Source organism: Mycobacterium sp. P4_H6 (assembly GCF_056400845.1).
In genome coordinates this window covers 1-21,885 of record NZ_JBFUKN010000102.1, presented here as the reverse complement: position 1 = coordinate 21,885, position 21,885 = coordinate 1, and the positions used below count along the sequence as shown (strand labels likewise).

22 protein-coding genes are annotated in these 21,885 nt (G+C 67.6%); 16 read left to right on the top strand and 6 right to left on the bottom strand.

The features are described 5' to 3' along the window. Both AC1DTF_RS28155 and AC1DTF_RS28150 read left to right on the top strand, forming a co-directional pair. Positions 1–785: molybdopterin dinucleotide binding domain-containing protein (locus AC1DTF_RS28155; protein ID WP_477476446.1), on the top strand; the 785-nt coding region annotated here is incomplete at its 5' end. 12 nt (positions 786–797) lie between these two features. After that, on the top strand, positions 798–1,301 hold the full coding sequence (locus AC1DTF_RS28150) for a pyridoxamine 5'-phosphate oxidase family protein (protein ID WP_057169119.1): 504 nt from the start codon (positions 798–800) through the stop codon (positions 1,299–1,301). Here AC1DTF_RS28150 and AC1DTF_RS28145 read toward each other — a convergent pair. The 3 genes from AC1DTF_RS28145 to AC1DTF_RS28135 are packed head-to-tail and all read right to left on the bottom strand — an operon-like array spanning position 1,295 to position 3,325. Further along, positions 1,295–2,089: an acyl-CoA thioesterase domain-containing protein gene (locus tag AC1DTF_RS28145; protein ID WP_477476445.1), complete on the bottom strand. Its 795-nt coding sequence runs from the start codon at positions 2,087–2,089 to the stop codon at positions 1,295–1,297. The two genes, AC1DTF_RS28150 and AC1DTF_RS28145, sit on opposite strands and share 7 nt — an antisense overlap. Beyond that, positions 2,086–2,379, bottom strand: coding sequence for a GNAT family N-acetyltransferase (locus AC1DTF_RS28140; RefSeq protein ID WP_057169118.1), 294 nt, complete (start codon positions 2,377–2,379; stop codon positions 2,086–2,088). Before AC1DTF_RS28140 ends, AC1DTF_RS28145 begins: the two co-directional genes overlap by 4 nt. Further along, entirely contained in the window at positions 2,369–3,325 is a 957-nt protein-coding gene (locus tag AC1DTF_RS28135; RefSeq protein ID WP_477476444.1) for a pirin family protein, read from the bottom strand. Before AC1DTF_RS28135 ends, AC1DTF_RS28140 begins: the two co-directional genes overlap by 11 nt. A 270-nt stretch (positions 3,326–3,595) precedes the next feature. Between AC1DTF_RS28135 and AC1DTF_RS28130 the strand changes: the two genes are divergently transcribed. After that, entirely contained in the window at positions 3,596–4,063 is a 468-nt protein-coding gene (locus tag AC1DTF_RS28130) for a hypothetical protein (RefSeq protein ID WP_477476443.1), read from the top strand. A gap of 66 nt (positions 4,064–4,129) precedes the next feature. Here AC1DTF_RS28130 and AC1DTF_RS28125 read toward each other — a convergent pair whose 3' ends face one another. Next, positions 4,130–4,420: a WhiB family transcriptional regulator gene (locus tag AC1DTF_RS28125; RefSeq protein WP_057169115.1), complete on the bottom strand. Its 291-nt coding sequence runs from the start codon at positions 4,418–4,420 to the stop codon at positions 4,130–4,132. A gap of 343 nt (positions 4,421–4,763) precedes the next feature. Between AC1DTF_RS28125 and AC1DTF_RS28120 the strand changes: the two genes are divergently transcribed. Next, on the top strand, positions 4,764–5,462 hold the full coding sequence (locus AC1DTF_RS28120; protein WP_477476449.1) for a transcriptional regulator: 699 nt from the start codon (positions 4,764–4,766) through the stop codon (positions 5,460–5,462). 7 nt (positions 5,463–5,469) lie between these two features. Here the strand turns inward: AC1DTF_RS28120 and AC1DTF_RS28115 are convergent, their stop codons facing one another. Then, the gene (locus AC1DTF_RS28115; protein WP_477476442.1) at positions 5,470–6,780 is read right to left on the bottom strand and encodes a MinD/ParA family ATP-binding protein; all 1,311 of its coding nucleotides are present in this window, start codon (positions 6,778–6,780) and stop codon (positions 5,470–5,472) included. A gap of 504 nt (positions 6,781–7,284) precedes the next feature. Between AC1DTF_RS28115 and AC1DTF_RS28110 the strand changes: the two genes are divergently transcribed. The 12 genes from AC1DTF_RS28110 (at position 7,285) to eccD (ending at position 21,439) form a co-directional block, all read left to right on the top strand. After that, the gene (locus tag AC1DTF_RS28110) at positions 7,285–8,061 is read left to right on the top strand and encodes an ESX secretion-associated protein EspG (RefSeq protein WP_477476448.1); all 777 of its coding nucleotides are present in this window, start codon (positions 7,285–7,287) and stop codon (positions 8,059–8,061) included. Positions 8,062–8,069: 8 nt separating this feature from the next. Continuing rightward, positions 8,070–8,567, top strand: coding sequence for a hypothetical protein (locus AC1DTF_RS28105; protein ID WP_477476441.1), 498 nt, complete (start codon positions 8,070–8,072; stop codon positions 8,565–8,567). After that, a complete protein-coding gene (gene eccA / locus AC1DTF_RS28100; protein ID WP_057169369.1) occupies positions 8,560–10,281 on the top strand; it encodes a type VII secretion AAA-ATPase EccA in 1,722 nt (573 codons plus the stop codon). Before AC1DTF_RS28105 ends, eccA begins: the two co-directional genes overlap by 8 nt. Positions 10,282–10,283: 2 nt before the next feature. Further along, complete coding sequence (gene eccB / locus AC1DTF_RS28095; RefSeq protein ID WP_477476440.1) at positions 10,284–11,828, top strand: type VII secretion protein EccB; 1,545 nt, start codon at positions 10,284–10,286, stop codon at positions 11,826–11,828. After that, the gene (gene eccCa / locus AC1DTF_RS28090; protein WP_477476439.1) at positions 11,825–14,062 is read left to right on the top strand and encodes a type VII secretion protein EccCa; all 2,238 of its coding nucleotides are present in this window, start codon (positions 11,825–11,827) and stop codon (positions 14,060–14,062) included. The genes eccB and eccCa overlap by 4 nt, the downstream gene beginning before the upstream one ends. Further along, positions 14,059–15,807 carry a type VII secretion protein EccCb gene (eccCb, locus tag AC1DTF_RS28085; RefSeq protein ID WP_477476438.1) on the top strand — a complete coding sequence of 583 codons (1,749 nt, stop codon included), beginning with the start codon at positions 14,059–14,061 and terminating at the stop codon, positions 15,805–15,807. Before eccCa ends, eccCb begins: the two co-directional genes overlap by 4 nt. Positions 15,808–15,985: 178 nt before the next feature. Next, positions 15,986–16,282, top strand: coding sequence for a PE family protein (locus AC1DTF_RS28080; protein WP_057169107.1), 297 nt, complete (start codon positions 15,986–15,988; stop codon positions 16,280–16,282). A 42-nt stretch (positions 16,283–16,324) separates the two neighbouring features. Continuing rightward, entirely contained in the window at positions 16,325–17,674 is a 1,350-nt protein-coding gene (locus AC1DTF_RS28075; RefSeq protein ID WP_477476437.1) for a PPE family protein, read from the top strand. Positions 17,675–17,765: 91 nt separating this feature from the next. Next, positions 17,766–18,068, top strand: a complete 303-nt coding sequence (locus tag AC1DTF_RS28070) for a WXG100 family type VII secretion target (protein WP_057169105.1) — start codon at positions 17,766–17,768, stop codon at positions 18,066–18,068. Between the two features lie 28 nt (positions 18,069–18,096). After that, positions 18,097–18,387, top strand: a complete 291-nt coding sequence (locus AC1DTF_RS28065) for a WXG100 family type VII secretion target (protein WP_057169104.1) — start codon at positions 18,097–18,099, stop codon at positions 18,385–18,387. An 89-nt stretch (positions 18,388–18,476) separates the two neighbouring features. After that, positions 18,477–19,913: a MinD/ParA family ATP-binding protein gene (locus tag AC1DTF_RS28060; RefSeq protein ID WP_477476436.1), complete on the top strand. Its 1,437-nt coding sequence runs from the start codon at positions 18,477–18,479 to the stop codon at positions 19,911–19,913. After that, entirely contained in the window at positions 19,910–21,439 is a 1,530-nt protein-coding gene (gene eccD, locus AC1DTF_RS28055; protein WP_477476435.1) for a type VII secretion integral membrane protein EccD, read from the top strand. The genes AC1DTF_RS28060 and eccD overlap by 4 nt, the downstream gene beginning before the upstream one ends. Here eccD and AC1DTF_RS28050 read toward each other — a convergent pair. Further along, positions 21,436–21,753 (bottom strand): YbaB/EbfC family nucleoid-associated protein, encoded by a 318-nt coding sequence (locus AC1DTF_RS28050; RefSeq protein ID WP_477476447.1) that lies wholly within the window; start codon positions 21,751–21,753, stop codon positions 21,436–21,438. The genes eccD and AC1DTF_RS28050 overlap by 4 nt on opposite strands. Between the last annotated feature and the right edge of the window lie 132 nt (positions 21,754–21,885).

Here is a 21,885-nt window from a genome sequence, read left to right as displayed (position 1 = left end):
GGGAGATCCTGATCCGGCTGACCGGCCTGTGCACCGGCACTCCCGCCGAGGACGTCGACGTCGCCGCCATCGACGACGGGTTCTTCGACTACATGGCCTTCACCCAGGGATTCGACGGCGCGGCCATCCGCAGCCACTACACGCACGGCGGGCCGGAACGGGTCCTCGACCTGACGCTGCGGACCGGCCCGTTCGGCGACCGCTACGGTGAGCGGCCCGACGGGCTGACCCTCGACACGCTCAAGGCCGAACCCAACGGCATCAACTTCGGCCCGATGCAGCCGCGGCTGCCCGACGTACTGGGCACCTCCGACGCCAAAGTCCGTCTGGCGCCCCAGTATCTGCTCGACGACCTACCGCGGCTGGCGTCCCGGCTGGACCGTGACCCCGAAGATCTCGTTCTGGTCAGCCGGCGGCATCTGCGCTCCAACAACTCCTGGCTGCACAACGTCGGGCCGCTGATGAAGGGCCGCGACCGGTGCACCCTGCTCATGCACCCGGCCGACGCCGGCCGGCACGGTGTCACCGACGGCGCACTGGTGCGGGTGGCGTCCTCGGCCGGGGCCCTCGAGGTGCCGGTGGAGGTGACCGAGGCCATCCGGGAGGGCGTGGTGTCGATGCCGCACGGCTGGGGGCACGGGCAGCCGGGAACCAGGATGGCGGTGGCCAACACGTCACCCGGGGTCAACACCAACATCTTGTCCCCGCCCACGTTCCTGGACGAGCCGTCGGGCAACGGGGCGCTCAATGGCATCCCGGTGACGGTCAGTGCGTCGACAGCCTGATAAGGATTGATCATGGGAACCAATCAGCGCGCCAAGATCGTGATGGCCGATGACGAGATCACCGAGTTCATCGACCGCAGCCGGACCGCCACCATGGCGACGGTGCTGCCCAACGGCCGGCCCCATCTGGTGGCCATGTGGTACGCCGTCCTCGACGGTGAGATCTGGTTCGAGACCAAGGCCAAATCGCAGAAGGCGGTGAACCTGCGCCGCGACCCGACCATCACCGTGATGATCGAGGACGGCCACACCTACGACACCCTGCGCGGCGTGTCCATCGACGGCACCGCGGAGATCGTCGATGACCCCGAGACCAACCTGCGGGTCGGCATCAGCGTGTGGGAGCGCTACACCGGTCCCTACACCGAAGAGATGAAACCTTTTGTCGAGCAGATGATGAACAACCGGGTGAGTGTCCGGGTGGTGGAGTCGCGGCGGCGCAGCTGGGACCACCGCAAGCTGGGCATGCCCGCCGTCCCGCTCGGCGGCAGCACCGCCCAGTATCTCGGTCAGTGATCCGGCGGCGCGAAGCCGGGGCTGAGCAGCGCGGTGGCGATGCCGCTGCCGATCGGGCCGAGTCGGTCGAACAGCGCCGCCGTCCCGGTGGCGACACCCGCATGGCTGTAGTGCGTCAGCGCGCTCAGCCCGATCTCCGGGCTCTCGGGTAACCGGCTCAGGGTCAGCGTGTAGTCGGCATTGATGTAGAGCAGCCCGTCCGGCCCGAAGTGGGTCAGCGAGCTGACCACATCGCCGGCCATCGCGGCGCGGGTGAACGGTGTCATGGGCTGCTCGTCGACCAGCGGCGTGACGTTGTGCACCCAGATGTGTTTGGGTCCGATGTGCCGCCAGGCGCTCAGATCGGAACTGGTGCCCGCGCCGTGCGCCACCAACTGCATCGACGAATCGCTGAGCGGGTGGTCGGGTCCGGGGGCGGCAGGGATGTCGATCGGGGTGGTCCAGACGCCCGTCGGCGATGCGGGTCCGCGACGCAGCAGCACCATGCTGGCACGCGCCACCACCTCGCCGCTTTGAAGTGCTTGGGCATCAACGACTTTGATTCGCCGCCCGGCCCGGATGACCTCGGTGCGAATAGTCAGCGGGGCCAGCGCGGCGGGCCGGAACAGATCGACGGTCAGCCGGGCCGGCTGCAGCTCAGGGTCACCGAAGTCCCGATCCAGGACGAACCCCAGCAGCCCACCCAGGACGTTGCCGCTGATGGTCTCGCCCCACGGACCCTTGGCGATGCTGGTGGGGACGAAGGCGTCACCGTCGGCGAGGTAATACGCCGTCGGCAGCGCGCTCACCCCTGGTACTCGGGGTGCTTGCCGATGTACTGCGTCACCATCGAGCAGTGCGACGCGATGCGCAGATCGGCGGCGCGGGCGGCCTGTAGCGCCTCGGCGACCAGGATGGTGGCCAGGCCGCGTCCGCCGAACGCGGGATCGACCTCGGTGTGGGTGAACGTGCGCACGCCGTCCCGATCGTAGAAGTCGATCAGCCCGACCTGTCGACCGTCGACCGAGATGGTGAACTGGTTGTCACCGGCGGCGACGATGGCCTGCGCGCCGGTGCTGTCGGTGTGGTCAGCGGACACGAGGTTTGAGCCTAGTGCCGGGCATTGCCGGAGCGGGAAGTCGGGGGACGGCACCTTGGTATCCGGTGACCGCACCGAATCTGTCGGCACCGTCCTGCCAGGCCTGCCGGTAGGCGACGATCTCATCGTGGCTGCGGCCGACGAAGTTCCACCACATGAGCAGGGCCTCGCCGAACGGCGGGCCGCCCAGCAGGATCAGCCGGGCCGGCGCGTCTCCGCGGTTGATGATCTCCAGGCGATCCCAGCCGGGGGACTGATAGGCGAGATCCGCGCGTTGCAGGACGGTGCCGCCGACGTCGACGTCACCGTCGTCGAGCAGCACGCCGTGCTCGAAACCCGGATCCACGTCCAGGGTCACGGTCGCGCGCGGGTCGATATCGAGCTGCGCGCCGAGTAAGGGTGTGAAGGTGTGCACCGGTGAACGACTGCCGGCCAGTTCGCCGAGGAAGACCCGCAGGGTGGCTCCGTCCACGGTGGTGGCCTCGGGCACATGGTGGGCGAAATCGCGGCCGGTGTCGCGGTCGGAGTCCGGCAATGCGACCCACAGTTGCACGCCGTGCAGGATGGCGGCGCCCGGGGTGGAGACTTCCGAATGGCAGATGCCGGCGCCGGCCGTCATCAGGTTGAGTTCACCGGGTCGCACCATGGCGTGCACGCCTGCGCTGTCGCGGTGCTCGATCTCACCCTCGAAAAGCCAACTCACCGTTTGTAATCCGGTGTGCGGGTGGGGCGGCACATCCATACCAGCCGAGGACCGGACGTCATGGGGACCATAGTGGTCGGCGAAGCACCAGGCGCCGATCATGGAGCGCTGTTTCGCGGGCAGGGTGCGGCGGACCAGCATGGCCCGTGGCCCGCCGAGCGGGACTTCGCGTGCTTGCAGTACGCCGGTGAATCGCGATGCGCGACAATCGACTTCGTCGGGCTCGGGATCGACGTTGCTCACCGGCTCAACCTTAGCCTCGCGCTCGCAGTGCTGCCGGGAAAAGTTGGGGGACGGTGCCGGCATGGCGCCTCTCGGCAAGTGGTCGCACGAAGCGACGGTTTTCTAAGTGGTACCCGGGGCATGACCGGCACCGTCGGAGTGTTCAACCCGCGCCGGGCCGCGACTATTCCGCACCACTGACGGTGACCACGATCACCCTCGACGGCCGTCAAAATTGACGTTCGAGAAGCTAAGGTTTTACTGACGAGTAACTTCTGAAGGGTTGGCGAAATGGCGCGTCGGGGCGCAAAAGTGCTGCTTGCGGCGTTGGCGGCGCTGTCGGCCAGTGCCGGCGTGGCGGCAGCGGCGCCGGCCGGCGCCGCGGTGATGCCGATGACCAGCATCGTGCGGGCCTGCGACTTCAGCGTTTCGGAGCACACCTGGCGCACCGGCTACGCCCGCGCAGTCGCCTACGTGCATCCGGCCACCGCCGATTCGGTCGCGATCGACGTGCAGCTGCAGACCGCGCTGCCCAACACCGACTACTACGTCAAGGTCTTCCAGATGCCCCGCGGTTCGGCGGATTGTGGCGTAGCCCCTGTTCGGGTGCGCACCGACGGTGCGGGCGCCGCGTACGTCACCGTCACTACCCCTATCGACTCCGGCACCACCGGCGTCTGGGCATCGGTGGAGCGTTCCTCCCCGTTCTCGCAGCAGCCCGCCGAGGTCTACACCTCGGATTTCATCGCCAAGGTCTGATCCGCGCGTTCGCCGGGGCGCCACTCCCGCTGCCGGCCCCTCAAAACGGCAGCGGGAGCGGCAGGTCTAGGCGGACTCCAGGAAGAGCCTGCGCATCCGCACCGGATACCCGTTGCGTTCGGCGAGTGAGCGCAGCTGGCGCAGCGCGAAGGTGCGGCCGCGGCCGGATTCGGGAACGGCGATACCCGCCCAGATTCCTTCGGCGCGCGGCAGTTCGCAGGCTTCCCGTGCGCACGCCCAACGCCGCGGGCACATCCGGCAGATCGCCTTGGCCTGCTCGTCTTCGGTGTTGGTCCAGAGGTCGGGATTGCGGGTGCATTCGCCGACCGGCAGTCCGTCCATGCCCAGTGCATTCATGGTGTGTCTCCTTGTGCGGCGGCTCAACTGCCGCGTTGCAGACGAATGTAGGACATAAACCGTAGCGTTGCAACAGTTTGAAAGGACGATGGGAGCGCCTCGGCCTGGTCGGCGCGGCGCCGAGGGCTTGGAAGCGCCCTTGAACTGGGGTTAATCGGGAAATGTGGGGCCTTGGACGCTACGGTTTCTCGGCGGCGATGACCGGTCGAAACTGAAGCGAATACGCGGAAATGCCACCCCAAGCCATAGCACTGCTCTAGGTTTGGCTAGCATCAGCGGATCACAACCGGCCTCCAGGAGGGACGTACGCGTGGTCGAAGCCGAACCCGGTGACGACCCCGGCATGGTGCGCGCGGGAGCTGCCGCAGCAGCGCGTCGCCGCGAGCTCAACGTCAGCCAGCGCAGTCTGGCCGCCGACGGCGTGATCAACGCCGGAGCTCTCATCGCGTTCGAGAAGGGCCGCAGCTGGCCGCGGCAAGCCACCAGAGCCAAACTGGAGTCGGTGCTGCAATGGCCCCCGGGTGCCATCGAACGCATCCGCCGCGGAGATCCGGCAGCGGGTTCCGCACCTCATCGCGTGGCCGGGCCACCTGCGATGGGACCCGCCGACGAGGTCCCGTTGATTGCGCAGGCGGTCGTCGCCGCGGCCAACACGTTCGCCTCGACGATCGATGCGCTGCCCCCGGTCACCGAGCCCGAATTCACCCCGCGTGCCACCGCCATCCTGGGCGATCTGCGTCAGCTGGAGGCGGTCGCCGCGCGCGCCGCGCGCATCCAGGTGACGCCCGAACTCATCCGGGCACTCAGCACGGTCCGCACCCGTATCGACGAGCTGACGACGCGCGCAGCGACCGCCCCGACAGCGACGGTGGGGCAGCGGCTCTATGCCGCGCGCCGGCGCGCCAACCTGACGATCGGGGAAACCGCGCAGGCGGCCGGCGTCGTCGAGGACGTGATCGTGCAGATCGAGGCCGATCAGCCGGTGTCGTCCGCCGACATCGGCGCCGTCGAGCAGCTCATCACCCAGATCGACTGGCGCTGAGCGTCGTTCAGAAACGTTCCCGGTTGCGGTCGTCGCTGGTCGGGAAATGTGCGGCCAGCGCGGCGGCGATCTCGAGGAACTTGCGCCGCGTCTGCGTCGACATCACCCGGGTACCGGCGATCACGCCGCCGGGGCGCAGGTTCCCGTCGAAGGGCACCTCCACCACCGTCTGGCCCTGGCCCGAGAACTGCTGGGCCAGGATCCCGCGGGTGCGCTTGTCGGCGTGACCGTCGGAATCGTTGAGCACCACCACGGTGCGTCGCAGCAGGCTGGTCAGCCCGCGGTTGGCCAGCCAATCCATGGTCTGCCCGGCCGCGGCGGCACCGTCCACCCACGGTGAGGAGACCACGATCAGTGCGTCGAGGTCGCGCAGCACCTCTTGGGTGACGGCGCTGTCCATGGTGGAGCTGCAGTCGACGATCGAGATGCTGAAGTAGCGGTCCAGCCGTGCGGTGGCCTCGCGGTAGATGGCCGGGTCGAGTACTCGCCGGCGGGCCGGGCTGCCCTCGCCGGCCAGGACGAACAGACCGGCGGCGTTGTTGCCGACCCGGCTACGGATATCGGCGAACGTCTCCAGGTGCTGATCCGAGGCCAGCTCCCAGTACGAACCCACGGCCTTGGGATCCACCCGGCTGCCGAGCTTGCCGAAAGCGGTGTCGGCATCGACGGCCACCACCCGGTCATCCTGACGGAGTTCCGCGAAAACCGAGCCCACACTGGCCGATACGGTCGTCTTTCCGACGCCACCCTTGCCGAGAACCCCGATCTTGTAGTGACCGCGCAGCACCCCGCGGATCCGGGCCTCCAGTTCGGCCTGACGCAGTTCATCGGGGGACGGCCCCAGATTGATCAGTCCGAACGAGGCCTGGAACAACAGCCGTCGCCAGCCCCGGCCGGGCGGGACCCGCTGGACCGGAACCAGATCGTGGACCGGGATGCGGTCGGCATACGAGCCCGGCGGCGGAGGCACGCGGCCGGGCGGCGGCCAGGACGGCGGCGGGTACGGCTGCCCGGGTCCTGGCGTGCCGGGAATCGGAGGCCGGTTCGGGGGTGGACCGGGAACTGGCGGACGTCCCGGTGGCGGTCCCTGCGTTGGCCAGGTGGCCGGTGGTGCCGTCGGCCGCTGCGGCGGGATGGGCCCGGTGTCGGCGCCGTGTGTCCTCGACTCCTGGGCCGGCGGCACGAAATCGACCGGCGGGCGCGTCGGCACCGGCTCGGGCACGGGCTTGGCGCTCTTCTCCGGGCCGGGCTCGTAATCGGACTCCACGGGCCCGGTCCAACCCAGCTCGCGGCGCAGTGCGTCATCGCGGTCGCTCATCGCGGACCTCCTCCAGGGCTGCTGTCGAGTCTTTTCACCGGCCTGCACCAGTATCAACCACCGCGCCGTGGGGTTCGGGTGCGGCCGTGCCGGGACCACCGGAAGCAATCGGGATCGGCCCAGGTGGCGAGCGAAAATTAGTGCATCGGGGGGTGCTCGGCCGCTGTTAGGGTCGATGGAGGGGAAGGGATTCGGTGACGGCAGCCGGCTCGCCGCGGCGGGTCGGCAATTGGTGTGAGAAGCGAAGGGGACGAGACAGTGAGTCGAGCCGCCTTTACGGTAAATCCGGAGAATCGGCCCGCGCCGGCAGCAACGACGCGACGATTGTCACCGAGGGGGAGGAGCAACATGGCACACGACGTTCGTCACACCATCCATCTGCGTGAACCCGTTGCGCGGGGCTCTGCGATGCGGGTGGCATAGCCGGTGTCCAGTTCCTTTGCCGGGCACGGCGAACCCACGCACTACGACGACGTGATCGCCGTCGAAGTGACCATCGACGGCATGCTCGTCATCGCGGACCGACTCAACCTGGAGGAGTTCCCGCCCTCCCTGGGTATCCGGCCCAACATTCCGCAGCCCGACCTACGGGACAAGGTGTGGGAGAAGGTCGCCGCAGATCTGACCGACCAAGGTGTCCTCGATCTGCACGGCAAGCCGCATCCCGAGGTGGCGGCCATGACCGACTCGCTGTCCCGCTCGGATCGGATGCTCGAGGGCCGGTGGTGGCGCCGGGACATCGGCGGCAAGATGGTCCGCTTCGTGGTCTGCCGCAAAGGTGACCGCCATGTCATCGCTGCCAGGGACGGCGACCTGCTGGTGCTGCAACGGGTGGCCCCGCAGGTCGGTCTGGCCGGCATGGTGACAGCGGTGCTGGGGGCCGCCGAGCCCGCCGACGTGGAGCCGATGACCGGTGTGTCCAGCCGGCTGGCCGAATCACGCTCACCGAATCAGTTGGCGCAGTTCGGTATCGCCCCGGCCTCGGCGCGGACCTACGCGGAGGCGACCGCCAACCCGAGCAGCTGGGTGGAGATCACCGCGACCGAACGCCATTCCGGGGGCACCTACACCCAGGCCGATGTGGCGGCCGGGGTGCTCGACTCCGCACAGGGGCGCATCGTCTCGATTCCGCGAAGGGTGAACGGTGAGCTGTTCGGCAGTTTCCTGCCCGGCACGCAGGACAACCTGCAACGCGCGCTCGACGAACTGATGACATTCCTGCCCGCCGGCGCCTGGTTCGACGCCAAGTCCGACGCCGACTTCTACTACGAGGGCGACTGAGGGCCGCGATGGGCAACTCGCCGTATGACGACCATGACGCCGACGACGACCACAGCGGCGGGCTCGACGCGCTGTACTTCACGCCGCCCGGCGCCGAGGACGATGGTGACTACGGACTCGACGCGTTCGAGGTCTATCAGCCGTCGGCGCCCGACGAATCCGACGACCCCGCCGAGCCGACGTTCACTGTCACCAATCCGCCAGGAACGGTGACGGTTTCGGCATTCTTCGATGGCCGCGTCCAGCGCATCGAGCTCTCTCCGGAGGCGGCCGAGGCAGGCGAGGAACAACTGGCCGCCGAGATCGTGGTGATCGCCGGGCTGGCCACCCAGCGTGCCAGGGCCGCACAGTTCTCCTACATGCTCGAGGGCATGCAGGACCACGGACACGACACCGTCGACACCCGGGACTTTCTGAACCGCAGTGTCGGCCTGCCGTCCCCTGAAGATGCCGACGCCGCGCAGGCAAAGGTTTTCGCGACCCGGTATCAAGGTGACCATGACTGAACACCTGGCAAGCCTGTTCGGTACGGCCGTCGGCATGCTGCCGACGGCCCCGGTCCGAGCCCTGGAGTTGTTCACCGAGATCACGTCCGCGGACGAAACCGCCTGCGACGCCTGGGTGGGTCGGCTGCGCTGCGGCGATACCGACCGCGCCACGTTGTTCCGGGCGTGGTACTCGCGGAACAACTTCGGCCAGCTGGCCGGCACGGCCGAGATCTCGATGAACAGTCTGAACGCGCGCATCCCGATCGGCGGGCTGTACGGAGACATCACCTACCCGGTGAACTCCCCGCTGGCGATCACCATGGCGTTCGCAGTGCGCGAGGCCGCCGAGGGCAACTTCGCCGATGCCATGGAAGCGCTGGACGATGCCCCGGCGATGAACGCCGAGTACCTGGTGTCCTGGATCAAGGCCGTCATCTACGGCGCGGCAGAACGCTGGACCGATGTCATCGATGAGGTGCGGGCGGCATCCGGCTGGCCGGACAAGTTCCTCGGCGCGGCCGCAGGTGTCGCCCACGGGGTCGCGGTGACCAACCTGGGGTTGTTCACCGAGGCCGAACGGCGGCTCACCGAATCCAATTCCTCACCGGCGGGAGAGGCGTGCGCACCTTCCATCGCCTGGTACCTGGCGATGGCACGGCGCAGCCAGGGCAACGAAGACGCCGCGATGGCCCTGCTGGAGTGGTTGCAGGCCACCCACCCCTCGCCGAAGGTGTCTGCCGCCCTGAAGGATCCGGCCTACCGGCTGGTCACGACGACGGCGGAGAAGATCGCTGCCCGGACCGACCCGTGGGACCCGGGAAGCGTGCAGGCCGACAACTCCGGCCGCGAGAAGCTGCTGGCCGAGGCCCAAGCCGAGCTGGACCGCCAGATCGGTCTGAGCAGGGTCAAGGAGCAGATCGAGAAGTACCGTGCGGCAACCCAGATGGCCAAGGTGCGTGCCGCTCGTGGCATGAAGGTCGCCCAGCAGTCCAAGCACATGATCTTCACCGGCCCGCCCGGTACCGGCAAGACCACCATCGCCAGGGTGGTGGCCAACATCCTGGCCGGTCTCGGCGTGATCGCCGAACCGAAACTGGTGGAGACCTCCCGCAAGGACTTCGTCGCCGAGTACGAGGGCCAGTCCTCGGTCAAGACCTCACGCACCATCGACCGCGCCGTGGGCGGGGTGCTGTTCATCGATGAGGCCTACACACTCGTGCAGGAGCGCGACGGACGCGCGGATCCGTTCGGCACCGAGGCACTCGACACGCTGCTGGCCAGGATGGAGAACGACCGGGACCGCCTGGTGGTGATCATCGCGGGATACAGCGCCGACATCGACCGGTTGCTGGAAACCAATGACGGTCTGCGGTCCCGCTTCGCCACCCGGGTCGAGTTCGACTCCTACTCGGCCGAGGACATCGTGGAGATCGCCAAAGTCATTGCTGAAGCCAATGATTCGCAGCTGAGCGAGGATGCCGCCAAGCGGGTGCTCGATGCCGCCACGCTGTTGCACGACCGGTTGCTGAACGGCAAGCCGGCGCTGGACATCGCTGGTAACGGCCGCTACGCCCGCCAACTCGTCGAAGCCGGTGAGCAGAGCCGGGACATGCGGCTGGCCCGATCGCTGGACATCGAGAGCCTGGACGTCGAACAGCTCAGCGAGATCAGCGACGAAGACATGGGCAACGCGATCGCCGCGGTCCACGGCCGGCTGAACATCAGCGAGTAACGATGGCAGGGTTCCGGTTAACCACGAAGGTTCAGGTCAGCGGCTGGCGATTCCTGCTGCGCCGTGTCGAGCACGCCATCGTGCGGCGCGACACCCGGATGTTCGACGATCCGCTGCAGTTCTACAGCCGGGCGGTGATGGCCGGCGTCGTGATCGCCGTGGTCGTCTGCCTGGGCGCGGTGCTGCTCGCATACTTCAAGCCGCTCGGGAAGCGTGGTTCGGACACCCTTCTGGTCGATCGCACCACCAATCAGCTGTACGTACTCGTGCCCGGGTCAGATGATCTGCGGCCGGTCTACAACCTGACCTCGGCCCGACTGGTGCTGGGCAACCCGGCCAACCCGTCCGCGGTCAAATCCGAAGAGCTGAACCGGATGACGAAGGGCCAGCCGATCGGCATCCCGGGTGCGCCGTACGCGACCCCGGTCGGCGCACCGACCTCCTCGTGGTCACTGTGCGACACGGTGATCAAGCCGGACAGCGTGGCACCCGAGGTCCAGACCTCGGCGTTGGTGATGCCGCTGTCGGTGGATGCCTCGGTCGGGCCGATGACACCGAGCCAGGGTGTGTTGGTCTCCTTCAAGGACCGCACCTGGTTGGTGACCGACGACGGCAGGCATGCCATCGACCTCGCCGACCGCGCCATCACGTCCGCCGTCGGAATTCCGGTCACGGCCAAGGCGACTCCGATCTCGGAGGGCCTTTTCAACGCGCTTCCGAACGTCGGGCCCTGGCAGCTGCCCGCGGTCCCGTCCGCAGGCGCCCCGAACACCGTCGGCCTCCCGCCGAACCTGGTGATCGGCTCGGTCTTCAAGACCATCACCGACAACACCGAACAACGCTATGTGGTGCTGCCCGACGGGGTGGCGAAGGTGAACGGCACCACGGCCGCTGCGCTGCGGGCCACCAACTCATTCGGCCTCATCACCTCACCCTCGGTGGAATCCAGTGACGTCGCGGCGATTCCCGAGCAGGTCTTCGTCTCCCCGCTGCCCGACCGGCCGATGGACATCAGGCTGCGCCATGACGCCCCCACGCTGTGCTGGAGCTGGCAGCGCGAGCCGGGCGATCAGGCACCCCGCCAGACCGTGATCAGCGGACGGCATCTGCCCGTGCCGGCCGCGCGGCTCAACAATGGCATCGAGCAGATCGCCGGTAATGCAACAGTGTTCATCGAAGGTGGGCAGTTCATCCGGTTGCAGTCACCGGATCCCCGCTACGGCGAAAGCCTCTACTACATCGACCCGCAGGGCGTGCGGTACGGGCTACCGAACGAGGACACCGCGGGAGCGCTGGGCCTCAGCGGACCGCAGACCGCGCCCTGGCAGGTGGTCAGCCTGCTGATCGACGGGCCGGTGCTGACCAAACAGGCCGCACTGCTCGAACACGACACGCTGCCCCCGGATCCGAACCCGCGCAAGGTCGACGGCCTCAGCAACAATCAGGCGGCACCACCCGGAGCACCCGCCGCGCCCGGTGCCCCGGCAGGCGGCCTGCCCGCGCCGGCGCCTGGGTCCCCGATGCCGCCCGAAGGAGCCGGTGGATGACGACGAAGAAATTCACCCCGATCATCAAGCGGGGCCCGCGGCTCACACCCGGCGAAATCAACATCACCCCACCGGATGACCTCGGAATCGACATCCCGCCCTCGGGTATTCAGAAGGCGCTGCCGTGGGTGATGGGCGGCGGCATGCTCGGGATGATCGGCATCATGATCTTCACCGGTATCCGGCAGCTGTCGCCGTACATGCTGATGATGCCGCTGATGATGATCATGGCGACCGTCGGCTTCATGGCCGGCGGCGGTCCGGGCGGCAAGCGGGTGCCCGAGATCAACGCCGATCGCAAGGAATACCTGCGCTACCTGGCAGGTCTGCGTGCCCGGGTGACGACGTCGGCGGCCGCGCAGGTGACGTTCTTCAACTATCACGCGCCGCACCCCGAAGATCTGTTGTCGATCATCGGGACCAACCGGCAGTGGTCGCGGCAGGCCAACGCGGACTTCTACGCTGCCACCCGGATCGGTATCGGTGCGGAGCCCGCGGTGGACCGGTTGCTCAAGCCGTCGGTGGGTGGCGAACTGTCCGGACCGTCGGGAGCCCCGCAGCCGCATCTGGAACCGGTCAGCCACATGTGGTTGATCAAGTTCGTGCGTACCCACGGACTGATCCACGACTGCCCGAAGCTGGTGCAGCTGCGCACCTTTCCCACCATCGCGATCGGTGGGGACGCCGCGCGTGCAGCGGGCCTGCTGACCGCGATGATCTGCCACCTGGCGGTGTTCCATCCGCCGGATCTGGTGCAGATCCGGGTGCTCACCGACAACCCGGAGGATCCGGACTGGACGTGGCTCAAATGGCTTCCGCACGTCCAGCATCAGACCGACACCGATGCCGCCGGCCCGACCCGGCTGGTGTTCACCCGACCCGACGGCCTCTCCGATCTCACCGCCCGCGGACCGCACACCGCGGACGCCGCGCCCAGCGGGCCCTACGTCGTCGTCGTCGATCTCACCGGTGGCAAGGCGGGTTTCCCGGTGGACGGCCGGGCCGGCGTCACGGTCATCACCCTCGGCAACCACCGCGGGTCGGCCTACCGGATCCGCCTGGACGCCGATGGCACCGCCGATGACCGATTGCCGAATCAGACCTTCCGGTTGGTGGTCAACACCGCCGACCGCATGACACCGGCGCAGGCCGGGCGGGTGGCCCGCAAGCTGGCCGGATGGTCGATCACCGGGACGATCATCGACAGGAACACCCGGGTGCAGAAGAAGGTGGCCACCGAATGGCATCAGCTGGTCGGTGCGCAGACGGTCGAGGAGGTGACGCCGTCGCGCTGGCGGATGTTCACCGACACCGACCGGGACCGGCTGAAGATCCCGTTCGGTCACGAACTCAAGACCGGCGACATCATGCACCTCGACATCAAGGAGGGCGCCGAGTTCGGTGCCGGTCCGCACGGCATGCTGATCGGCACGACGGGTTCGGGTAAGTCGGAATTCCTGCGCACACTGATCCTTTCGCTCGCCGCCACCCACCATCCGGATCAGGTGAACCTGCTGCTCACCGACTTCAAGGGCGGTTCGACGTTCCTCGGTATGGAGAAGCTGCCGCACACCGCGGCGGTGGTGACCAACATGGAGGAGGAAGCCGAACTGGTCAGCCGCATGGGCGAGGTGCTCTCCGGTGAACTCGACCGGCGGCAGTCCATTCTGCGCCAGGCCGGCATCCAGGTGGGGGCGGCCGGCGCGTTGTCCGGTGTGGCCGAATACGAGAAGCATCGGGAACGCGGCGCAGATCTGGCGCCGCTGCCCACCCTGTTCGTCGTGGTCGACGAGTTCGCCGAACTGCTGCAGAACCACCCCGACTTCATCGCGCTGTTCGACCGTATCTGCCGTGTCGGCCGGTCGCTGCGGGTGCACCTGCTGCTGGCGACCCAGTCGCTGAACACCGGCGGGGTGCGGATCGACAAGCTCGAACCCAACCTGACCTATCGAATTGCGCTGCGCACCACCAGCTCCGCCGAGTCCAAGGCCGTGATCGGCACTCCGGAGGCGCAGTACATCACCAACAAAGAGAGCGGCGTGGGCTTTCTGCGGGTCGGCATGGAAGATCCGGTCAAGTTCCGCAGCGTCTACACCGGCACCAATTACGTTCCGGCGTCGGCGATCACCGCCGACGGCGACGTGGCTCCGCGGCCCCACGCGCCCAGTCAGGTGCGCATCCAGCCGTTCACGGCCGCACCGATGATGGATGCGACGGAGGTGACGTCGCGATGACGACAGCAGAAGAGCCGCGTGTCCTCCGCGAAGTGGTGCTGGGTCAGCTGGCCACCGGCGAGGAGCGCGCCTACAAGATGTGGCTGCCGCCGCTGACCGATCCGACGCCGGTGAACGAGCTCGTGGAACGCGATCACGGTCAGCCCTTGCGCTTCGGTCTCGGCATCATGGATGAGCCGCGCCGGCACCGCCAGGAGGTATGGGGCATCGACGTGTCCGCGGCGGCGGGCAATATCGCCATCGGTGGTGCCCCGCAGACGGGCAAGTCGACATTCCTTCAGACGCTGGTGCTTTCGGCGGCGGCCACGCATACGCCACGGCAGGTGCAGTTCTATTGCATCGACCTCGGTGGCGGCGGCTTGATGTATCTGGAGGACCTGCCGCATGTCGGCGGGGTGGCCACCCGTTCCGAACCCGACCGGGTCAACCGCGCCGTCGCCGAGATGAAAGCGGTGCTGCGACAGCGGGAAGCGATGTTCAAGCAGTACCGCGTCGGATCCATCGCCACCTACCGGCAGATGCGCGATGACCCCAACCATCCGGCGTCGGCCGATCCGTTCGGGGACGTCTTCCTGGTGATCGACGGCTGGCCCGCGTTCGTCTCGGAGTTCCCGGACCTGGAGCCGGTGGTGCAGGATCTCGCCGGGCAGGGACTCGCCTTCGGGGTGCACACCATCATCTCCACGCCGCGCTGGACCGAGTTGAAGTCGCGCGTCCGTGACTATCTGGGCACCAAGGTCGAATTCCGTCTCGGCGACGTCAACGAGACCCAGGTCGACCGGATGACCCGCGACATTCCGGCGAACCGGCCGGGGCGGGCCATCTCGATGGAGAAGCATCACCTGATGATGGGTGTGCCCCGCCTCGACGGCGTGCACAGCGCGGCCGACATCGTGCCGGCCATCACTGCCGCGGTGGACCACATCGCCTCGTTGCACACCGATGAGGCTCCTCGGGTGCGGGTGCTGCCGGAGCGCATTCACCTGCACGAACTGGACCCGGCCCCGCCGGGCCCGGACGCCGACTACCGGACCCGATGGACGGTGCCGGTCGGTATCCGCGAATCCGATCTGTCGGTCGCCTACAACAACATGTCGGTGACACCGCACCTGCTGATATTCGGCGCCCCGAAGTCGGGCAAGACGACGATCGCGGCCGCCGTTGCGCAGGCCATCTGCGCGCGCAACGACCCGACCCAGGTCCGGTTCATGCTGGCCGACTATCGATCCGGCCTGCTGGATGCGGTGCCACAGAGCCACCTGCTCGACGCGGGTGCGGTCAATCGCAACAGCGCCTCACTCGACGAGTCGATCAAGGCGCTGGCCGTCAACCTGAAGAAGCGATTGCCCCCGCCCGACCTGACCACCGCGCAGTTGCGTGCCAGGTCGTGGTGGACGGGGCCGGACGTGGTGCTGCTGGTCGATGACTGGCACATGATCGTCGCGGCCGGCGGCATGGTCCCACCGATGGCTCCACTCGCGCCGCTGTTGCCGGCCTCTGCCGATATCGGTCTACACGTCGTCGTGACGTGTCAGATGAGCCAGGCGCATCGGGCCACCATGGACAAGTTCGTCGGCGCCGCATTCGGGGCAGGGTCCCCGACGTTGTTCCTGTCCGGTGACAAGACGGAGTTCCCGTCGAGCCAGTTCAAGCTCAAGCGCAGGCCCCCTGGCCAGGCCCTTCTGGTGTCGCCGGACGGCAAGGAAGTGGTGCAGGCGGCGTATATCGACCCCCCCGAAGAATAAGTGTGTTGAGCACCCCCAAACCGCGGTTAGTATGGAATCTGAGCCGCTCAGCAAAATGGTCGGCAACGCGCTAGCAAACGAGTCGGGGGAACGATTCTGATGCGACGGAGCAACAGCTGCGTCCCCCCTTTACATGAGCTTTTCCAGCACGTTTGGAATCTGTGAGGAGGATCTGCAAATGCAACCGCTGCAACACAATCCCGGGGTTCTGGGTGTCGGTAATCAGGTCATCGCAAATGGTTCGCGGGGCCTTGCCACCGGCACCGCCGCCACCACCGAGGCTGCTGCCTTGATCCCGGCCGGTGCCGAAGAGGTTTCGGCGCAGGCCGTGATGGCATTCGCCAGCGAAAGCGTGCAGATGGCAGCGCTGAATGCGTATGCGCAGCAGGAGTTGGCCCGCACCGGTGCGGCGTACCTGGAAGCCACCGGCATCTACACGACGGTGGATGCCGAGTCCGCGGCCACGCTTTCCTGATCGGTTTTCCGCCGTCCACTACGAGACTGGGCACAGCAAACTATGACGACGGTACCCGCAATTGTGCCGATGCTTTACGCGGCATTGCCACCGGAGATCAACACCGGCCGACTGATGGTCGGTGCCGGCGCTGCGCCCATGTACCAGGCGGCGGCCGCCTGGGAGATGCTGTCCATCGCGATGGAGACCCAGGCAGAGGAACTGTCGGCGAGCCTGGCGTCACTGGCAGCGTCATGGCAGGGCGGGGCCAGCGAGCGGGCGGTCTCCTCGACCATGCCGATGGTGGTGTGGCTGCGGACCAGTGCGCTGCAGGCGCAGAAGCGGGCAATGCAGGCCATCGCGCAGGCAAACTCGTATTTGCTGGCGATGGCCGTCACTCCGCCGCTCGTCGAGATCGAGATGAACCACGTCACCCACGCGGTGCTCGAGGCGACCAACTTTCTCGGAGTCAATGCCGTACCGATCGGCGTGAACGAGTTCGACTACTTCGTCCGGATGTGGACGCAGGCCGCCGTGGCGATGCACGGCTACCAGCTGGAGACGGCCGCCAATACCGTGTTCGAACCGGTCCCGCCGCTCAAGCCCATGGTGGTGCCCGGCGTCGGTGAGGCCGCACTCGGTATGTCCACCGGCCGGATCGCGGCGACACTGCCGGGTTCGGTCATGCGCGAGATGGCCTTCGGTCATGTCACCGCACAGGCCTCGGTGGAATCTGCCGGCCTGCACGCCGGGCGTGCTGCCGCACAGGCGAATTTCTCGGCGGCCGCGGCACAGAATCAATCGCGCAAGGCGGAGAACACTGCGCAACAGGCCCAGGGGGAACCCGAGCAGTTGATGCAAGGCGTGCAGCAGGGCGCTCAGATGGGGATGCAGATCGGTTCGCAGCTGGGTTCCATGGCGATGCAGGCACCGCAGCAGATGATGCAGACCGTCGCCCAACSCATGCAGCAGCTGGTGGCGCCGTTGCAGCAGGTGAGTTCGATGTTCGGCCAGATGGGCTCGGGCGGAGTGAACAACGGCGCGCAGTTCGGGTTGATGGGCGCGAGCCCGTTCTCGAACCATCCGCTCGCCGGCGGGGCGGGCCCGGCGAGCGGGGCGGGTCTGGTGCGGGCAGCGTCGCTACCGGGCGCGGGCGGCACCTTGGCGAGCACGCCCCTGATGAACAGCTTGGTCGCCCAGCCGACGGCCGGGGCTGCAGTACCGACCGGTGCGGCTGCCGGTGGTGCGGGTGCGGGTCTGGCGCCCGTGGGTGCCGGGGCCGGTGCCGGCGGCGGCCCGATGGGGGGCATGGGCAGCGCGGGTAAGCGTGGGGGCAACAGGCAGAGCCTGGCAACGCCGTCGCAGCTGGCCCACGATCTGGGCGAAGACGAAGACGAGGACGACGACTGGTGAATCCTCCACCAACACATGACTTCCCGGCCGAGGGGGCTGGAAGACTCGCCACCCGTGGTGAGGACACAGGAAAACAGAAAGAGTACCGAGCATGGCACAGATGAATACAGATGCCGCTGTCCTCGCCAAGGAGGCAGCCAACTTCGAGAGCATCTCCGGCGAGCTCAAGGGCGTCATCGCCAATGTCGAATCCACCGGTGGCGCACTGGCCGCGCAGATGGTCGGCCAGGCCGGCACCGCGGCGCAGGCGGCGCTGCTGCGCTTCCACGAGGCGGCAGCACGGCAGGTTCAGGAACTGAACGACATCACGCAGAACATCCAGACGTCCGGCACGCAGTACACATCCGCCGACGATGACAATGCCGCGACGCTGTCGTCGGCGATGAACCTCTGACCTCAACAACTTTCAGAAGGAGATAAACATGTCAGGACCTCAGGTTTGGCAGTTCGGTGGCATCGAAGGATCTGCCGGCGAGATCCACGGCGCGGTCGGCGTCACCCAGGGCTTGCTCGACGAAGGCAAGGCATCGCTCGCGTCGCTGGCCTCGGTGTGGGGTGGCTCCGGCTCGGAGGCCTACCAGGCCGTCCAGGCGCGGTGGGACAGCACGTCGGCCGAATTGAACGCCGCGCTGCAGAATCTCGCGCAGACGATCAGCGACTCGGGACAGAACATGCAGCAGGTCGAGCATGGCGTCACCGGGATGTTCGCCTAGTACCACACGGCGTCGGGTGGGCGGACTAGCCTCTGGCATGTCCGCCCACCCTGTGCGTTGGTGCCACCGCACTACTCTGAGAGGTGAATATGTCGGCCGACTATGACCGGCTCTTCCATTCTTCCGGTGCCGCCGACGCGGCCGACGAGGATGCCGCCGCGCACCGCGAGGGGGGATCGTCCGCGGGTGCCGCGCCGATGCCGGTCAACGCATCCGGTTCCGGCGCAGGTGGTTCGGGTTACACCGGAGAGCACGCAGCCCCGCCCATGCCGATCGCGCCGACACAGAGTTCGGCGGCACCGCCGACCGCGGCGCCACCACCGCGTCCGAGCGAGGTCACCAGCCAGATCCCGGTGACGCACTCGACGGGTCCGCAGCGGGTGCAGAACGGGCTGCTGCGCACCCCGCAGTCCAACCCCGCCGCCGGTGCCCGATTCGAGCAGCAGTACGCCGCCCCCGCGCCGCAACCGCGGTCGGCCCCGGCGCCCGCTCCCAGCCAGCACTTCAGTGAGGTGCCGGAATCGGCGTGGCCCCAGGCGAATGCCCCGGCACCGATCGGGCAGCCCGCACCTACCTCGGCGGCCACCATCGGCAACCACCGCGCGATCGATGCGCTGTCCCATGTCGGTGTGCGCTCCGCGGTGAAGATGCCATCGCAGCGCGGGTGGCGGCACTGGCTCTACATGTTCACCCGCATCAACATGGGCCCGTCACCGGACGAGATCTACGAGATGGACCTGCAGGCCCGCGTCCGCCGAAACGCCAGGGATTCCTACCAGATCGGCGTGTTCGGTCTCAAGGGTGGAGTGGGCAAGACCGCGGTCACGGTGGCGCTGGGCTCGGCCCTGAGCCGCGTCCGCGGAGACCGCATCCTGGCCATCGATGCCGATCCCGACGGCGGCAACCTCGCCGACCGCGCCGGCAGGCAGTCCGCGGCGACGGTATCGGATCTGTTGTCGGACAAGGAACTGTCCCGGTACAACGATATCCGCGCCTACACCAGCATGAACGCGGCCAACCTCGAGGTGCTGTCCTCCGAGGAGTACAGCGCCGCCCGTCGCGAGTTCAACGATGACGACTGGAAAGCCGCCGTCGGTGTGGTGTCCCGGTACTACAACCTGGTACTCGCCGACTGCGGCGCCGGTCTGTTCACCCCGTCCTCGCGGGGTGTGCTCTCGACCGTGTCGGGCATGGTCATCGTGGCCAGCGCCTCGATCGACGGAGCGCGGCAGGCGGCGGTGACGATGGACTGGTTGCGACAGAACGGATACCAGGATCTGCTGGGCCGCTCCTGCGTGGTCATCAACCATGTCACCCCGGGTAAGACCAACATCGATGTCGAAGATCTCGTGCAGCAGTTCGAGCGGCACGTCGCGCCCGGCCGCGTGGTGGTGCTGCCCTGGGACAAGCACATCGCCGCGGGCACGGAGATCCAGTTGGACCTGCTCGGCCAGACCTTCCAGCGTCGGATCCTGGAACTGGCCGCCTCGTTGTCCGACGACTTCGACCGGCTCGAACGGCGTTGACCGCCACCGCAACGTCGCCGGGGCAGTCGGCCATCACTCCGGGCCGACCGTCGACAACCAGGGTCACCATCCTGACCGGTCGGCGGATGACCGACCTGGTGCTGCCGGCGTCGGCGCCGATCGACACCTACATCGATGAGACGGTGGCGGTGCTCGCAGAACTGCTGGACGATGCGCCCGCAGATGTGTTGGCGGGCTTCGACTTCAAAGCCCAAGGTGTCTGGGCGTTCGCGCGTCCGGGCGCGCCCCCGCTGAAGGCGAGCGAATCGCTGGATGACGCGGGTGTCGTGGACGGTGCGCTGCTGACCCTGGTGTCGGTCAGCCGCACCGAACGGTACCGGCCGTTGGTCGAGGACGTCATCGATGCCATCGCGGTGCTCGACGAGTCCCCGGAGTTCGACCGCAACGCGCTGAACCGGTTCGTGGGGCTGGCGATCCCGACGGTCTCGACGATCGGGACACTCACCGCATTGGTCGCCTGGACGCAGTCCGGGCAGTCGTGGTGGTGGGCGCTGGCGCTCGCGGTGCTGGGACTGGGACTGCTGGGCGGCGCCATGCTGTCGCAGAACCGTTATCAGAGCATCGATCTGGCCGAGAGTCTGACGCTGGCCGCCCTGCCACCGCTGGCCGCCGCCGCCGCACTGGCGGTGCCGCTGCCACGTGAGGCCGACGGGCTGGGCGCCCCACAACTGGCCGCCGCGGCCGCTCTGACACTGTTGTTCACCTTGTCCACCCGCGGTGGACCGCGTAAGCGCGCCAACGTGGCCTCGTTCTTCGCGGTACTCACGGTGGCCATCACCGCGGCCGCCGTTGCCTTCGGATACGGCGGCCACGAATGGGTGCCCGCCGGTGCCATCGCCTTCGGTCTGATCGTGGTGACCAATGCCGCGAAGCTGACTGTCGCGGTGGCGCGCATCGCCCTGCCGCCGATCCCGGCCCCCGGCGAAGCGGTGACCAATGACGAACTGCTGGATCCGGTTTCGCGGCCCGATATCGCCGACGAGGAATCCCCGACCTGGCAGGCGATCATCGCCTCGGTGCCGGATTCGGCGGCCCGGCTCACCGAGCGCAGCCAGCTCTCCAAACAGCTGCTGATCGGCTTCCTCACCGCCGGCGCGGTGGTGCTGGCGGCCGGAGCCATCTCCGTGGTGGTGCAGGGGCACTTCTTCCTACACAGCATGATTGTGGCCGGACTGGTCACCGTCATCTGCGGGTTTCGGTCCCGGCTGTACGCCGAAAGATGGTGTGCCTGGGCATTGATGGCGGTGACCGTCGCCGTGCCGACCGGGGTGGCCGTCCGCTTGTGCCAGTGGTACCCGGACCGGGCCTGGCTGGTGCTGGCGCTCTACCTGCTGATCGCGCTCGTCGCCTTGATCACAGTGGCGGCCACCGACAACGTCAATCGGCTCTCACCGGTCACCAAGCGGATCTTCGAGTTGCTCGACGGCGCCTCGATCGCTGCGGTGATACCGCTGCTGCTGTGGATCGCCGGCGTCTACGACCTGCTGCGCAACCTGCGGTTCTAGGGCGCCGTCCGGGTGATCTCAGCGACCGCCTCGTTGAGGCGGTCCTGGTCGACGGCAATCGATTCGGCCGCCTCGGCGGTCGCATTGAGCAGTGCCTCGTTGAGCCGCTGCTCTACCGTGCCGGTCCCCAGCCGTAGCGTGCCGTCGGCGATGAACACGTCGACGAGGTGATGATGCCCGTTGAGGGTCACTTCGACGGTCTCGGACTCATCTGTCGCAGTGAAGGACTCGCTGGCCATCTTGTGCAGCTGCTGGTCCATCAGTTCCTGGAGACGACCGGCCTGGCGCAGCACCGCCGCCACCTCCGGGTGCATCTCGGTGCCGCCGTGGTCGGTGCTCACTTGGACTCCTTGTCCTGCACGTCCTTGCGCCTGCGGTTACCGATGACGGRCTCGGTGTAGGCGCGGTCCTCGACGTAGATCTCCTCGTCCGGGGCGAAACGCGCA

Excerpts from the sequence above, each read along its gene's own strand:
- AC1DTF_RS28150 (WP_057169119.1), top strand. The coding sequence starts at position 798 with ATGGGAACCAATCAGCGCGCCAAGATCGTGATGGCCGATGACGAGATC.
- AC1DTF_RS28130 (WP_477476443.1), top strand. The coding sequence starts at position 3,596 with ATGGCGCGTCGGGGCGCAAAAGTGCTGCTTGCGGCGTTGGCGGCGCTG.
- AC1DTF_RS28125 (WP_057169115.1), bottom strand. The coding sequence starts at position 4,420 with ATGAATGCACTGGGCATGGACGGACTGCCGGTCGGCGAATGCACCCGC.
- AC1DTF_RS28120 (WP_477476449.1), top strand. The coding sequence starts at position 4,764 with ATGGTGCGCGCGGGAGCTGCCGCAGCAGCGCGTCGCCGCGAGCTCAAC.
- AC1DTF_RS28115 (WP_477476442.1), bottom strand. The coding sequence starts at position 6,780 with ATGAGCGACCGCGATGACGCACTGCGCCGCGAGCTGGGTTGGACCGGG.
- AC1DTF_RS28110 (WP_477476448.1), top strand. The coding sequence starts at position 7,285 with ATGCTCGTCATCGCGGACCGACTCAACCTGGAGGAGTTCCCGCCCTCC.
- AC1DTF_RS28105 (WP_477476441.1), top strand. The coding sequence starts at position 8,070 with ATGGGCAACTCGCCGTATGACGACCATGACGCCGACGACGACCACAGC.
- eccA (WP_057169369.1), top strand. The coding sequence starts at position 8,560 with ATGACTGAACACCTGGCAAGCCTGTTCGGTACGGCCGTCGGCATGCTG.
- eccB (WP_477476440.1), top strand. The coding sequence starts at position 10,284 with ATGGCAGGGTTCCGGTTAACCACGAAGGTTCAGGTCAGCGGCTGGCGA.
- eccCa (WP_477476439.1), top strand. The coding sequence starts at position 11,825 with ATGACGACGAAGAAATTCACCCCGATCATCAAGCGGGGCCCGCGGCTC.
- eccCb (WP_477476438.1), top strand. The coding sequence starts at position 14,059 with ATGACGACAGCAGAAGAGCCGCGTGTCCTCCGCGAAGTGGTGCTGGGT.
- AC1DTF_RS28080 (WP_057169107.1), top strand. The coding sequence starts at position 15,986 with ATGCAACCGCTGCAACACAATCCCGGGGTTCTGGGTGTCGGTAATCAG.
- AC1DTF_RS28070 (WP_057169105.1), top strand. The coding sequence starts at position 17,766 with ATGGCACAGATGAATACAGATGCCGCTGTCCTCGCCAAGGAGGCAGCC.
- AC1DTF_RS28065 (WP_057169104.1), top strand. The coding sequence starts at position 18,097 with ATGTCAGGACCTCAGGTTTGGCAGTTCGGTGGCATCGAAGGATCTGCC.
- AC1DTF_RS28060 (WP_477476436.1), top strand. The coding sequence starts at position 18,477 with ATGTCGGCCGACTATGACCGGCTCTTCCATTCTTCCGGTGCCGCCGAC.
- AC1DTF_RS28050 (WP_477476447.1), bottom strand. The coding sequence starts at position 21,753 with ATGCACCCGGAGGTGGCGGCGGTGCTGCGCCAGGCCGGTCGTCTCCAG.